General features: G+C 68.4%; 6 protein-coding genes (1 of these 6 cut by a window edge). All 6 read left to right on the top strand.

Translation table 11 applies throughout. The annotated features are described in order from the left end of the window. Positions 1-4 precede the first annotated feature (4 nt). A complete protein-coding gene (locus ACNJ7E_RS43000; protein ID WP_418342677.1) occupies positions 5-2,014 on the top strand; it encodes an acetyl/propionyl/methylcrotonyl-CoA carboxylase subunit alpha in 2,010 nt (669 codons plus the stop codon). Continuing rightward, positions 2,011-3,171 (top strand): acyl-CoA dehydrogenase family protein, encoded by a 1,161-nt coding sequence (locus ACNJ7E_RS42995; RefSeq protein WP_105412678.1) that lies wholly within the window; start codon positions 2,011-2,013, stop codon positions 3,169-3,171. Before ACNJ7E_RS43000 ends, ACNJ7E_RS42995 begins: the two co-directional genes overlap by 4 nt. Further along, complete coding sequence (locus ACNJ7E_RS42990) at positions 3,168-3,653, top strand: MaoC family dehydratase (protein WP_105412677.1); 486 nt, start codon at positions 3,168-3,170, stop codon at positions 3,651-3,653. Before ACNJ7E_RS42995 ends, ACNJ7E_RS42990 begins: the two co-directional genes overlap by 4 nt. Beyond that, a complete protein-coding gene (locus ACNJ7E_RS42985) occupies positions 3,650-4,495 on the top strand; it encodes an HpcH/HpaI aldolase/citrate lyase family protein (protein ID WP_418342640.1) in 846 nt (281 codons plus the stop codon). The genes ACNJ7E_RS42990 and ACNJ7E_RS42985 overlap by 4 nt, the downstream gene beginning before the upstream one ends. A 48-nt stretch (positions 4,496-4,543) precedes the next feature. Continuing rightward, on the top strand, positions 4,544-6,487 hold the full coding sequence (locus ACNJ7E_RS42980; RefSeq protein ID WP_418342639.1) for an acetoacetate--CoA ligase: 1,944 nt from the start codon (positions 4,544-4,546) through the stop codon (positions 6,485-6,487). 1,324 nt (positions 6,488-7,811) lie between these two features. Continuing rightward, positions 7,812-14,837: the 5' portion of a non-ribosomal peptide synthase/polyketide synthase gene (locus ACNJ7E_RS42975; RefSeq protein WP_418342638.1), read on the top strand. Its footprint extends 26,703 nt past the window's final position; the window shows 7,026 of its 33,729 coding nt (coding positions 1-7,026); it begins with the start codon at positions 7,812-7,814; its stop codon lies beyond the right edge, outside the window.

Raw genomic sequence — 14,837 nt, 5'->3', positions numbered from 1 at the left:
TGAAATGACTCGGATAGATACCGTCCTGGTAGCAAACCGCGGCGAGATCGCGGTGCGCGTGATCCGCACGTTGCGGGCCATGGGAATCCGTTCCGTCGCCGTGTTCAGCGAGGCGGACCGGGACGCGCGGCACGTCCGTGAGGCCGACACCGCGGTGCTGCTCGGTCCGGCCGCGGCCCGGGAGAGTTACCTCGTCATCGAGAAGGTGATCGCGGCGGCCCGCGCCACCGGTGCGCAGGCCATCCATCCCGGTTACGGGTTCCTGTCGGAGAACTCCAAGTTCGCCGGGGCCTGCGCGGACGCGGGAATCGCGTTCCTCGGTCCGTCCGCTCACGCCATCGAGGTGATGGGCGACAAGATCACTGCCAAGAACGCGGTGGCGAAGTTCGACGTGCCCGTCGTCCCCGGCATCGCCCGTCCCGGCCTGTCCGACGACGAACTGATCGCGGCCGCAGGCGACATCGGATACCCCGTCCTCGTCAAGCCGTCGGCAGGTGGCGGCGGCAAGGGCATGCGACTGGTGGAGGAGCCGGGCGCACTCGCCGAGGCACTACGCAGCGCGCGGCGGGAGGCGGCGTCGGCGTTCGGCGACGACACCCTCTTCCTCGAGCGATTCGTGCTGCGGCCCCGGCACATCGAGGTGCAGATTCTCGCGGACGGGCACGGGAACGTCGTCCATCTCGGTGAGCGCGAATGCAGTCTGCAGCGTCGCCACCAGAAGGTCATCGAGGAGGCGCCGTCGCCGCTGCTGGACGAGGCGACCCGCGCCCGGATCGGCGAGGCCGCCTGCAATACGGCGCGCAGCGTCGACTACTCCGGAGCGGGAACGGTCGAGTTCATCGTCTCCGCCGACAAGCCCGACGAGTTCTTCTTCATGGAGATGAACACCCGGCTGCAGGTCGAGCACCCGGTCACCGAACTCGTCACGGGCCTGGACCTCGTCGAGTGGCAGGTGCGAGTGGCCGCCGGTGAGCCGCTCGGCTTCACCCAGGACGACATCACCCTCACCGGTCATGCCATCGAAGCCCGCGTCTACGCCGAGGATCCGAGTCGCGGATTCCTCCCCACCGGCGGACTCGTGGCCGACGTCGTCGAACCCGCCGGTCCCGGTGTCCGGGTCGACTCCGGACTGCAGCCCGGCACGGTGGTCGGCAGCGATTACGACCCGATGCTGGCGAAGGTCATCGCCCACGCCGACGACCGCGCCGGTGCGCTGCGCAAGCTGGACCGGGCGCTGGCCGGCACCGGTGTGCTGGGAGTGGTCACCAACATCGAGTTCGCGCGCTTCCTGCTCGCCGATCCCGACGTGGTGGCCGGCAACCTCGACACCGGTCTGCTCGACCGACGGCTCGAGGACTTCGTCGCCGCGGAGGCCACCGACGCCGCCCTGATCGCCGCTGCGGCTTTCCGCTGGTTGCAGCGCTGGCCCGAGCGGGCACAGGCCGATCCGTGGGACGTTCCCAGCGGCTGGCGGGTCGGCGTTCCCGCGCCCACCAGCATCCGGTTGTCGTCTGCCACCCGCACCGACCACGTGCGCATCACGGGCAGTCCGTCCGAGGCCACCGCGCAGGTCGAGGACGGCGACACCCTCTCCCTGACGGCGGCGCTCGACGGGGCCACGCTCTCCGTGGTGATCGACGGCAGGCGCGAAACCTACCGGGTCGCCCAGACCGACGGGCACATCTGGCTCGCCGGTTCCGACGGCACGACGATGCTGCGTGAGGTTCGCGAACTCAGTGTCCGCACCGGCGACGTCCACGCCGGCGAGGCCGAGATCACCAGCCCCATGCCCGGATCCGTCATCGCCGTCGGCGCCGAAGCGGGTGCCCACGTCACCACAGGCCAGACACTCGTCGTGGTCGAGGCGATGAAGATGGAGCACTCGCTCACCGCCCCCGTCGACGGCGTCGTCGACATCCTCGTCGCACCCGGTGACCAGGTGATGGTCGACCAGCTGCTCGCGCGAGTCACCCCGCACACCGACACCACCGACACGAAAGAAGACGCGTCATGACCGAATTCCTTGCCACCGGCCAGCTTCCCGACGAGTACCAGCAGTTGGCGAAGACCGTCGCCGATTTCGCCAAGAACGTGGTGGCACCGGTCGCGGCGGAACACGACGCCAACCACACGTTCCCCTACGAGGTGGTGGCGGGAATGGCCGACATGGGCCTGTTCGGCCTGCCGTTCCCCGAGGAGTACGGCGGAATGGGCGGCGACTACTTCGCACTCTGCCTGGCACTCGAAGAACTGGGCAAGGTCGACCAGAGTGTCGCGATCACCCTGGAAGCCGGCGTGTCGCTGGGCGCGATGCCGATCTACCGGTTCGGCAACGAGGAGCAGAAGCAGGAGTGGCTGCCGCAGCTGACGAGCGGCAAGAGCCTGGCCGCGTTCGGGCTCACCGAGCCGGGTGCCGGAAGCGACGCCGGCGGGACGAAGACCACCGCGAAGTTCGACAGCGGTGAGTGGATCATCAACGGCAACAAGCAGTTCATCACCAACTCCGGCACCGACATCACCAAGCTCGTCACCGTCACCGCGGTGACCGGAACGAAGGAAGGCAAGAAGGAGATCTCCACCATCCTCGTGCCGACGTCGACGCCGGGCTTCACCGCCGAGCCGGCGTACAACAAGGTCGGCTGGAACGCCTCCGACACCCACCCGCTCACGTTCTCGGACGTGCGCGTTCCCGAGGAGAATCTGCTCGGCGAGCGTGGCCGCGGGTACGCGAACTTCCTGCGGATCCTCGACGAGGGCCGCATCGCCATCGCCGCGCTGAGCGTCGGCGCCGCCCAGGGATGCGTCGACGAGTCGGTCAAGTACGCCAAGGAACGCGAGGCGTTCGGACGGCCCATCGGCCACAACCAGGCCATCGCCTTCAAGATCGCCCGCATGGAGGCGCGCGCCCACACCGCGCGCACCGCGTACTACGACGCCGCTGCCCGGATGTTGTCCGGCAAGCCGTTCAAGAAGCAGGCCGCCATCGCCAAGCTCGTCGCCTCCGAGGCCGCGATGGACAACGCCCGGGACGCCACCCAGATCCACGGCGGCTACGGATTCATGAACGAGTACACCGTGGCCCGGCACTACCGTGACAGCAAGATCCTGGAGATCGGCGAGGGCACCACCGAGGTGCAGCTGATGCTGATCGCGCGGGAGGCCGGCCTGTGACCGCGACGACCGAACCGAAGCGAATCGTTCAGCGGGGCCTGTGGTTCGAGGAGTTCGAGCTGGGTGCGGTGTACGAGCACCGTCCCGGCCGGACCGTCACGGAGGCCGACAACGTCCTCTTCACGACGCAGACGATGAACACCCAGGCACTGCACCTGGACGCCGCGTACAGCGAGAACACCCAGTTCGGTGAGCGCCTCGTCAACTCGATGTTCACCCTCTCGACCGTGGTCGGATTGTCGGTGGCACAACTGACGCAGGGGACGATCGTCGCGAATCTGGGGTTCTCGGAGATCAGTTTCCCGAAACCGCTGTTCCACGGCGACACGCTCTACGCGGAGACGAAGATCGTGGACAAGCGCGAGTCGAAGAGCAGGCCCGGCGAGGGCATCGTCACGCTCGAGCACACCGGCCGCAACCAGAACGGCGACGTGGTGGCGATCGCGGTCCGCAAGACCCTCGTCCAGAAGAAGCCGTCGTGAGCTGGGAACTGCCCGGGCCCGCCTGGTTGTTCTGCCCGGCAGACCGGCCCGAACGGTATGCGAAAGCGGCTGCGGCAGCCGACGTCGTGATCCTCGACCTCGAGGACGGGGTGGCGCCCGCGGACAAGGAAGCGGCGCGGGTCGCCCTGATCGACACCCCGTTGGATCCGGATCGCACGGTGGTGCGGGTCAATCCGGTCGGAACCGAGGATCACGAGCGCGACCTTCTGGCACTAGACGGCACCCGCTACACGAGGCTGATGCTGGCGAAGTGCGAGTCCGCCGACCAGGTGCTGTCGTTGGCGCCGCGTGAGGTGATCGCCCTCGTCGAGTCGCCTCTCGGTGCGCTCGCGGTGAGCGAGATCGCGCTGGCGGCGAGCACGATCGGCGTGATGTGGGGCGCCGAAGATCTCGTGGCGGCGATGGGCGGCAACTCCAGTCGCCGCGAGGGCGGCAGCTATCGTGACGTCGCCAATCACGTGCGGTCGTCGACACTGCTGGCGGCCAAGGCGTATCACCGGCTCGCCCTGGATTCCGTCTATCTCGACATCAAGGACCTCGACGGGTTGCGCGCGGAGGCGGTCGACGCCGTCGCCGTCGGATTCGACATCAAGGTCGGCATCCATCCCAGCCAGATCGCGGTGATCCGGGAGGCGTACGCGCCGTCCGACAGGGACGTCGACTGGGCGACGCGGGTTCTCGCCGCCGTCGCCGACGAACGGGGAGTCTTCGCGTTCGAGGGAAAGATGGTGGACGCGCCGGTCCTGCGTCACGCCGAGGCGATCCTGCGCCGCTCCCAGGTCGGTTCGAAGGGGAAGAGCACGTCCGAGTCCCCGCAGTAGGCGGCGAAAGAGCGCGGAACGGTCGCGCTCTCGGGGAAGATGGTGCCCATGACTGCCGATCCGCAATGGGTGCCCACCGAATCCGACGTGCGCGACGCGGTCGTCACCGATTTCGCCCGGTTCGTCGCACGGCGTCACAGCGTCCGAGTCGACGACTACCGGGCGCTGTGGCGCTGGTCGGTCGCCGACCCGGCGGCGTTCTGGCAGGACGTGTGGGACTACTTCGAGATCCGGTCCGCCACCGACCCCGGACCGGCCCTCGCGGACGACGCGATGCCGGGGGCCGTCTGGTTCCCCGGGGCGACCCTCAACTACGTCGACCACGTCTTCCGGAACGCCCGCCCCGGCACACCGGCAATCCTGTACGCGGGTGAGGGCGCCACCGACATCTCCGTCGGGTGGGACGAGTTGCGGTCCGCGGTGGCGGGCCTCGCCGCGACTCTCCGCGAGCACGGAGTCGGGGTCGGTGACCGGGTCGTCGGTTACCTCCCGAACATTCCCGAGGCCGTCGTCGCGTTCCTCGCCACGGCGTCGCTCGGTGCCGTGTGGGCCGCGTGCGGACAGGACTACTCCGCGCCGGCCGCGCTCGATCGACTGGGTCAACTGGAACCGAAAGCGCTGATCACCGCGGACGGCTACCGGTTCGGGGGCAAGGAACACGATCGGCTCGCCGCGTCGGCCGACCTGCGCGGCGGATTGCCGTCGCTGGCCCTCACAGTGGTCGTGCCGCGTCTCGATCCGGACGCCGCCGTCGACGGCACCCTCACCTGGGCGGAGGCCACCGGCCGGGACGCCGCACTCGAGTCCGTCGCCGTCCCGTTCGACCACCCGCTGTGGGTGGTGTTCTCCTCGGGGACCACGGGCCTGCCGAAGGGCATCGTGCACGGTCACGGCGGCGTTCTCCTCGAGCACGTGAAGTCGCTCGCGCTCCAACTCGACATCGGCCGCGACGACACCCTCTTCTGGTACACCAGTCCCAGTTGGATGATGTGGAACTTCCAGACGGCGGGCCTGCTGGTGGGGGCCACCATCGTCTGCTACGACGGAAGTCCGTCCTATCCGACGCCGGATGCGTTGTGGTCCTTGGTGTCACGGCTGGGTGTGACCGTGGTCGGAACCAGTCCCGGTTATGTTCTCGCGTGCGACAAGGCGGGTGTGGTCCCCGTGCGCGAGCACGATCTGAGCGCACTCCGGGCGGTGGGGGTGACCGGGTCCACGCTGCCGGCGGCGTCGTCACTGTGGTTGTCCGAGAACGTCGGTCGCCGCGTTCCCGTCGTGTCGATCACCGGTGGGACCGACGTGGTGTCGGCGTTCGTCGGGGGAGCGCGGAACGTCCCGGTCTGGCCGGGGGAGCTGTCCGCCCCGTGCCTGGGTGTCGCCGTCGACGCGTTCGACGAGTCGGGGCAACCGGTGCGAGGTGAGGTCGGTGAACTGGTCGTGACGGCGCCGATGCCGTCCATGCCGGTGTCGTTCTGGAACGATCCGGACGGAAAGCGTTACCGCGAAGCATATTTCGATGTGTTTCCGGGAGTGTGGCGGCACGGCGACTGGATCACGATCACCGATCGCGGGACCGTCCTGATGCACGGAAGGTCCGATTCCACCTTGAATCGCAACGGGATTCGGATGGGTAGCGCCGACATCTACCAGGTGGTGGAGAAGCTCCCCGAGGTCGCCGAGGCACTTGTCGTCGGTGTCGATCTGGCGGACGGCGGATACTGGATGCCGCTGTTCGTGGTCCTGTCGGAGGGGGCGGAACTCGACGACGCGCTGAGGCGGCGTATCCGCGCAGCGATTCGTGAGCAGGCCTCTCCGCGGCATGTGCCCGACGACATCATCGAGGCGCCCGGCATCCCGCACACCCGGACCGGCAAGAAACTCGAGGTGCCCCTCAAGCGCATTTTTCAGGGTGCGGATGCTCGGCGCACGGTGGACCGCAGCGCCGTGGACGACCCCGATCTGCTCGACTGGTTCGCGAGCCACGGACGGTGAGCGGCGAGTCGGTCGATGTCAGTGTCGTTGGGCGACAACGGTTAGGTTAGACTTACTTTAGTTACTCGTTGGTAGAAGCGTTCTTCCTGATGTCGGCGCGTCCCTGAATGTGAGAAATCTCCCGTCTGCCCGCGATCGGTCGCGCGGCGGCGATCGCGACTAATCGGACATCGACAGTGCCGAGCGTCGGGAGGGTGTTCCAGATGCTGGGATACAACCGGGGTGTCGCCGGTGCACATCCCGTCGCCGGGGACGCGTGTCTGCGTCCTCGTGGCAGGTCAGCGGGCGATCTGCCGGCACCCGAGCGCTCACGTGAACGTCCAAGTTTTCGTTCGATGCGGCTATGCGACGAACCTGCTCGGTTATTCCCGGTATGCAACTTCGGGTGCTCTTCGTTTTGAGACCTGCGCGGGGCTTTGGTAGACACGGTGGTTGGCAAAACTGCGGTCACGGGGGGCAGTGAGTGTTCAACGCCGCGGCCGGACATCAGATCGGCTGCACCGTGCACGGATAACAGTCGGGAGGCGGAACATGAAACTGGATACGACAGTTGTACACCTAGTGAAATTCCGACTCTCGGTACGGTATCCGTGTTCTGGTTGTACACAGTGCCCGGAATGTGGTCCGGCCTGTTGAATATGTGCGCGTCGAAGATCGAATCTAGGCCTGGTTCTGGAAGTATCGAGGGTTGGGTACGTCACACCGGCGCCGGTAACGGCAGTGGATCCGACACCGATGTAATTCCCGGCGCTACCGCAGAACCGTACGAACCGAGATTGTCACCACCGAGCGAGAGGAGGCCGAAGCAATGATCGCGACGATGTTTCGCTCCTCCACCAGCGCCGTAGACTCGGCTCTCGACTCGGAGGATGACGAGCACCGATTGGGTGGCCGCTTGTTGGATCGATGAGAGAACGGAGCCACGTATGAACCCGCTCACCGCAAGTAGTTCGGGATGTAAGGGCCTTGGAGTGTTCAGCGTCGCAGGCAATCGGGTTTCGGACGATCGTCTGACATCGACTCCGAGTGTGGTGGAACTCTTCGATCAGCGCAGGGCGTCCCATGCCCGGCACGTCCCCGCTCCGCGAGATGCTTCGAACCGGCAAGGCCTGTTCATGTGATGGCGTTCATCGGAAGACCGGCTCACGACGCAGTCCGTGGGACCGAGAGCTACGAATCACCAAAGACACAGGCGGCAGTCGCCACGCGTTCGAGAACGGAGTAACCCTTGGGGTCGGGACAAGCAGCGGGTAGTAGCGGTGCTCCGGAAGGGGCGTTTCCGCTGTCGGCTGCGCAGCGAGGCATCTGGTTCGCGCAACACGCGATGGGCGAGGTTCCTCTCACCATCGCCCAGTACATCGAGCTTCGCGGTGACATCGACCTCGACCTGCTGACCGAGGCCACGGTTCGTACCGGCCGGGAGTTCGGCTCCGGCTTCCTCCGCCTCGTCGAGATCGAGGGGATGCCCTACCAGTACGTCGACAAGTCCCTCGACGACGCCATCACCTACGTCGACCTCCGCGGCGAGGGCGATTCCGTCGACGCCGCCGAGAAGTGGATGCGGGCCAACTACAGCGCCCCCGTCGACCTCCTCGAAGACCGCCTCGTCGTGGTCTACCTGCTCCACGTCGGGGAGAATCACTACTTCTGGTTCTGCCGCATCCATCACATCGCGCTCGACGGATTCGGCGCGATGGCGCTGATCGCACGCATCGCCGAGATCTACACGGCGCTGGTCGAGGGCACCGAGCCGCCGGCCTGCCGCGCCGAGGACCTGGTCCGGATCGTCGAGGACGAGCAGCGGTACCGCAACTCCGAGCGGTTCGCGAAGGATCGCGAATACTGGGCCGAACGCACCGCGCACCTGCCCGAGGCCCCGAGCCTCGCCGGTCGTGCGGCCATGGTGGGCAAGTTCGCGCGGCTCTCCTCCGAGGCACTGCCCGAGTCCACCGCCACCCTGCTCGACGAGGCCCTCGGCGGCAGCAACGCCAGCTCCGCGCCCATCGTGGTGGCCGCATTCGCCGCGTACCTGGCCCACATGACCGACCGGACGGACGTCGTCCTCAGCCTCCCGGTCTCGGCGCGCACCACCGCCACGCTGCGCCGTTCCGGCGGAATGGTGTCGAACATCGTTCCGCTCCGGCTCCAGATCACCCCGGAGATGACCGTCCCCGAGCTGGTCAAGAGCGTTCAGATCGAGCTGACCGGCGCCCTGCGCCGCCAGCGGTACCGCCACGAGGACATCCGCCGGGACGCGGGAGCGCCCCAGGGGCAGCGTGGCTTCTTCGGTCCCTCGATCAACATCATGATGTTCCACAGCGAGATCAAGCTGGGGACGGTCACCGGACACCAGAACGTCCTCACCACCGGACCGGTCGAAGACCTCTCCCTGAACATCTACCAGGGTGTGGCAGGCAGCAAGATCCACATCGACTTCGAGGCCAACCCCAACCTGTACTCCGCGGACGAGCTGGACCGTCACCACAGCCGCTTCTTCGACTTCTTCGAGCGCTTCCTCGGCGCCGGCGACGACGCCTCGGTGTCGGACCTGGCCGCGATGAGCGACGAGGAACGCGGACAGGTCGTGACCGGGTGGAACGGCGACGTCGTGTCGCCGCCGGCGGGGACCGTCGTCGACCTGTTCGACGCCCAGGTCGGGCGCACCCCCGACGCGACGGCACTCGTCTTCGATGGCGAGGAGCTCACGTACGCCGAGTTCGACGCGCGGGTGAACCGTCTCGCCCGGACGCTGATCGGCAGGGGAGTGGGTCCGGAGACGAAGGTCGCCCTCGCGATCCGCCGCTCGCTCGACTCCATGGTCGCGATGTACGCCGTCGTCAAGGCGGGCGGCGCGTACGTGCCACTCGACCCCGACCACCCCGCCGAGCGCACGGCGTACGTACTCGAGAGTGCCCGCCCGCTGTGCATCCTCACGGTCGCGCGCGACGGCCTCGTCTTTCCCGCCGATCAGGACGTCCTGGAGATCGACGCCCTGGATCTGAGCGGCGTCCCGGCCGGCCCGATCCGCGACGACGAACGGGCAGCCGATCTGCGGCCGGCGAACCCGGCCTACGTCATCTACACGTCCGGGTCCACCGGACGTCCGAAGGGCGTGGCGGTGAGCCACGCTTCGGTCCTGAACCAGGTCACGTGGATCGCGTCGCGCTACGAGCTCGATGCGAACGATGTCGTGCTGCAGAAGACCCCGACGACGTTCGACGTGTCGGTGTGGGAACTGTTCGCCGCACTCGCCTCCGGGTCGCGCCTGGTGATCGCCGCACCCGAGGGGCATCGCGATCCCGCCTACCTCGCCGACGTGATCGCGCGCGAGAAGGTCACGGCGACATCGTTCGTCCCGTCGATGCTGTCGGTGTTCGTCGCCGAAGCGGACCGCGAACAACTCGTCAGCCTGCGCGTCGTTCTCGTTGCGGGAGAGGCGTTTCCGCCTGCCGTCGCCGCGGCGTTCCGCGCGAAGTCCGACGCCGGGTTGCACAACCTGTACGGCCCCACCGAGTTCACCGTGCACGCCACCGCAGGCGAGGTGGATCGGGAGACCCTCCACACGATTCCCATCGGCACCCCGGTGTGGAACACCGAGGCGTACGTGCTCGACGGCCACCTCCGGCCCGCTCCCATCGGATCCGCGGGAGAGCTCTATCTCGCGGGCGCCCAGGTCGCGCGCGGCTACGAGGGCAGGCCGGAGCTCACGGCAGAACGCTTCGTGGCCAATCCTTTCGGCGCCGCGGGAACCCGTCTGTACCGCACCGGCGACCTCGTCAAGTGGCGTGTCGACGGCAGCATCGAGTACCTCGGCCGCACCGACTTCCAGGTGAAGGTGCGCGGCCTGCGCATCGAACTGGGCGAGATCGAGGCCGCGATGTCCTCGTATCCGCATGTGGCGCAATCGGTTGCGGTCGTGCACGACAGCTCCCTGGGACAGCGGCTCGTCGGGTACGTCGTCCCCGAACCCGGTTCGGCGGTGGACGTCGAGGATCTGACGGTCCACGTCGGCCGCGCGGTGCCCTCGTACATGGTTCCCGACGCCGTCGTGGTGATCGCCGAGATGCCGGTCGGCGCGAGCGGCAAACTCGACCGGAAGGCCTTGCCCGAACCCACGTTCGCGGCGGAGTCCAGTGAGTACGTGGCCCCTCGCAGCACCATGGAGGAGTCGATCGCCGGACTGTTCGCCGAAGTTCTCGGTCTGCCGCGGGTCAGTGTCGGCGACTCGTTCTTCGCGCTCGGTGGCGACAGCATCGTCTCGATCCAGCTGGTGTCCCGCGCGAAGGAAGCCGGTGTCCTGTTCACGGCCCGCGACGTCTTCGAGCGCAAGACCGTGGCCTCGCTCGCCGAGGTCGCGAAGTCGGCATCCGAGTCGGCGACGGTGCACGTCCTCGAGGAACTTCCCGGCGCCGGTATCGGCACGATGCCGCTGACACCGGTCGTGCACTGGATGACGGAGCTGGGCGGCGACTTCCACCGCTTCTCCCAGTCCATTCTCCTGGCCCTGCCGCCGAAGGTGGAGCGGGACCGCCTGGTGCGCACGCTGGCGGCCGTCGTCGATCGCCACGACGCTCTGCGTTCGTCGTTGCGCCGCACCGACTCTCCGGCCGGATGGTCGCTGGAGGTCGCACCGATCGGCTCCGTCGACGTCGACCGGCTCGTCGATCGCGTCGAGTTCAGCGAGGGACCCGGCACCGACTCGTTCGAGGCGCTCGCCGCGCACGCCCTCGACCGCACGGTGGACAAGCTGGACCCGGCGACCGGCAGCGTGGTGCGTTTCGTCTGGTTCGCGCCCGCAGAGGACTCCGGCGATCTTGCACCGCGGGACGGCGAGGACGGCGTCAGCGGGGAGGACGAGAGCACCCCGCAGACGGGACGACTGCTCGTCGTGATCCATCACCTCGCCGTGGACGGGGTGTCCTGGCGAGTGCTGGTGCCCGACTTCGCATCCGCGTGGGCGCAGATTGCCGCCGGTGCCGACCCGCTGCTCCCGGCGGTCGGCACGTCGGTGCGCCGCTGGGCGCACGGCCTCGCCGACAACGCCCGGAGCGCCCGCCGCGTGGCCGAACTCGACCACTGGCGCACCACTCTCGACGGTGCGGACCCGCTGATCGGTTCGCGCGCCCTCGACGGCCGCGACACGGTCTCGACCACCGGCCGGGTCCGCCTGGAGGTCCCGGCCGACGTCACCGACGGTCTGCTGACCGACGTGCCGCGCGCGTTCCACGGCGGCGTCAACGACGGCCTCCTCACCGCCCTCGCCCTCGCCGTCGCGGCGTGGCGCGCGGAACGCGGCGTCACCGAGTCCTCGACCCTCGTGCACCTCGAAGGCCACGGCCGCGAGGAGACGGTGCTGCCCGGCGCCGATCTCTCCCGCACGGTCGGCTGGTTCACCAGCATGTTCCCGGTCCGGTTGTCGGCGCCCGGCGTCGACGTGCGCGACGCCCTCGCCGGCGGCGCGGCCGCAGGTCGGGCCGTCAAGTCGGTGAAGGAACAACTCGCCCGGGTACCCGAGCACGGCATCGGCTACGGAATGCTGCGATTCCTCAACGCCGAGACCCGCGCGGTTCTCGCGGCGTTGCCGAGCCCGCAGATCAGTTTCAACTACCTCGGCCGCGTATCGGTGGGCGAGATCCCCGACGCGTTCCGGGCGGTGGGCTGGGTGCCCGACACCGACACGATGGAGCTGACCGGTACCCGCAACAGCGAGATGCCGGTGCACTTCGCCCTCGACATCAACGCGATGATCGTGGATGTCGAAGGAGAACAGCGACTTTCGGCCACCGTCGACTTCCCCCAGGGCGTCCTCACCGACGCCGAGGTGGGCGAGCTCACCGGCCTGTGGACGCGCGCGCTCGAAGGGCTCGTCGAACACACGAAGCGGCCCGGAGCCGGTGGCCGGACGCCGTCGGACCTCGACCTCGTCTCCCTGAGTCAGAGCCGGATCGACACCCTCGAGAGCGACTACCCCGCACTCGCCGACGTCTGGTCGCTGGCCCCGCTGCAGGTGGGCTTGCTGTTCCACGCGTCGCTGGCCGGTACCGCCACCGACGTGTACACCACCCAGCTGGTGATGGACCTGGGCGGGTCCGTCGACACCGACCGCCTCCGCCGCGCCGCGGAATCACTCGTCGCGAGGCACCCCAACCTGCGCACCGCGTTCGTCGCGGGCGACGACGGCACCGGCATGCAGGTGGTCGTCGACCGGGTGGACGTGCCGTGGACGCACGTCGACCTCTCGGCCGCGTCCGAGTCCGACCGTGCTGCGGAACTCGAGGCGCTGATGCTCGCGAACCGGACCGACCGGTTCGACATGACCGCGCCGCCTCTCGTGCGATTCCTGCTGGTCGAGACGGGCGAGGACCGCTACCGGTTCGCCGTCACCAACCACCACATCCTCCTCGACGGCTGGTCGCTGCCGATCCTCATCCAGGATCTGCTGACCCTGTACGCGGTGGACGGCGACGCGCTGGCACTGCCGCAGCCGCGTCCGTACCGCAGCTACCTCGAGTGGCTGTCCGCGCAGGACCCGCAGGTGCCCGTGGCCGCGTGGACGAAGGCCCTGAGCGGCATCGAGGAGCCCACCCTCCTCGCACCCGCGCACGCGGAGACCGCCCCGACGCTCACCCCCGGTGAGCTGGTGATCGACCTGCCGGACGACCTGCTCGCCGACATGACCGCGCGCTCGCGCGAACTCGGCGTCACCATGAACACCCTCGTTCAGGCCGCGTGGGGAATCGTGCTGGGCAGGCTGACCGGACGGGACGACGTGGTGTTCGGCACCACCGTCTCGGGTCGTCCGCCGCAGGTGCCCGGCATCGAGTCCATGCTCGGGCTCTTCATCAACACCCTGCCGGTGCGGGTGCGCGTCCGGGCCGGCGACGCCGTCCGCACCCTGCTCGACCGCATCCAGCACGAGCAGACCGAGTTGCTCGATCACCATCACGTCGGGCTCACCGACATCCAGCAGGGACTCGGCCTCGGCGCGCTGTTCGACACGCTGATGGTCTACGAGTCCTACCCGCTCGACCGCGAGGCGCTCACGAAGAGCAGCGACATCGAGGGTCTCCGCGTTCTCGACGTGACGTCCAACGACGCCACCCACTACCCGCTGGCGATCGTCGCGATGACCGACCCGCGGCTGCACTTGACGGCCAAGTTCCTTCCCGAGATCTTCGAGGCCGCCGAGGTCGAGGAGATCATGGAGCGGGTCGTCCGTGTGCTCGGTGCGCTGTCCGGGGACGTCGACACGCTCGTCGCGGACATCGACATCCTCGCTCCCGGCGAGCGTGCGTCCCTGCTGGCGGCGCACGGCACCGACGCCGCCGCACCGCTGTCGCTGCCGCAGATCCTCGCCGCGACCGCAGCCGAGAACGGTGAGCGCATCGCGCTGGTCGCGGACGGCGAATCGCTGACCTACGCGGAACTCGACGCGCGCTCGAACCGGCTCGCCCGGGTTCTCGTCGATCGCGGTGTGGGACCGGAAACGTCTGTGGCGCTCGGGATGACGCGCTCACTGCACTCGGTGATCGGAACGTGGGCCGTCGCCAAGGCCGGCGGCACCTTCGTGCCCGTCGACCCCCGCTACCCGTCCGAGCGCATCGCACACATGGTCGTCGACTCCGGTGCGATTCTCGGCCTGACCGTGGCCGCTCAGCGCGACACCCTTCCCTCGGACGTCGAATGGCTCGCCCTCGACTCGTCCGAGTGCGACGCGCTGTGCGCCGCGAAGTCGGCGGAGCCGGTCACGGATTCCGAGCGGACCGCGTCGGTTCAGCTCGAGCACCCGGCGTACATGATCTACACGTCCGGTACCACCGGTCTGCCCAAGGGCGTCGTCGTCACCCACACCGGTCTGGCCAACTTCTCCGCCGAGCAGCGCACCCACTACGGGGTGAGCCCGTCGGCGCGGACTCTGCACTTCGCGTCCCCGAGCTTCGACGCGTCCGTCCTCGAACTGCTGCTCGCCTTCGGCTGCGGCGCGACGATGATCGTCGCGCCCGCCGACCTGTACGGCGGTGAGGAACTGCGAAACTTCCTCGCGGACAACGAAATCACCCACGCCTTCGTCACGCCGGCCGCGCTCGCGTCGGTGGAGCCGGCCGGACTCGACCGGCTCGAGGTCGTCGTGGTCGGCGGCGAGGCGTGCCCGCCGGAACTGGTGGAACGCTGGGCGACGGGTCGTCGGATGTACAACGGCTACGGACCCACCGAGGCCACCATCATGAGCAACGTCAGCAACCTGCTGGTGCCCGGGAGCCGGATCGAGATCGGCGGTCCCGTCTGCGGTGTCACCGTCTACGTTCTCGACGAATTGCTACGCCCGGTACCTGTCGGCGTGGCGGGGGAG

It is taken from the genome of Rhodococcus mengyinensis (genome assembly GCF_048381435.1).
GTDB classification, from domain to species: Bacteria; Actinomycetota; Actinomycetes; order Mycobacteriales; family Mycobacteriaceae; genus Rhodococcus_F; species Rhodococcus_F opacus_D.
The sequence above is the reverse complement of the archived record's forward strand: the minus strand, read 5'-3'. Positions and strand labels throughout refer to the sequence as shown.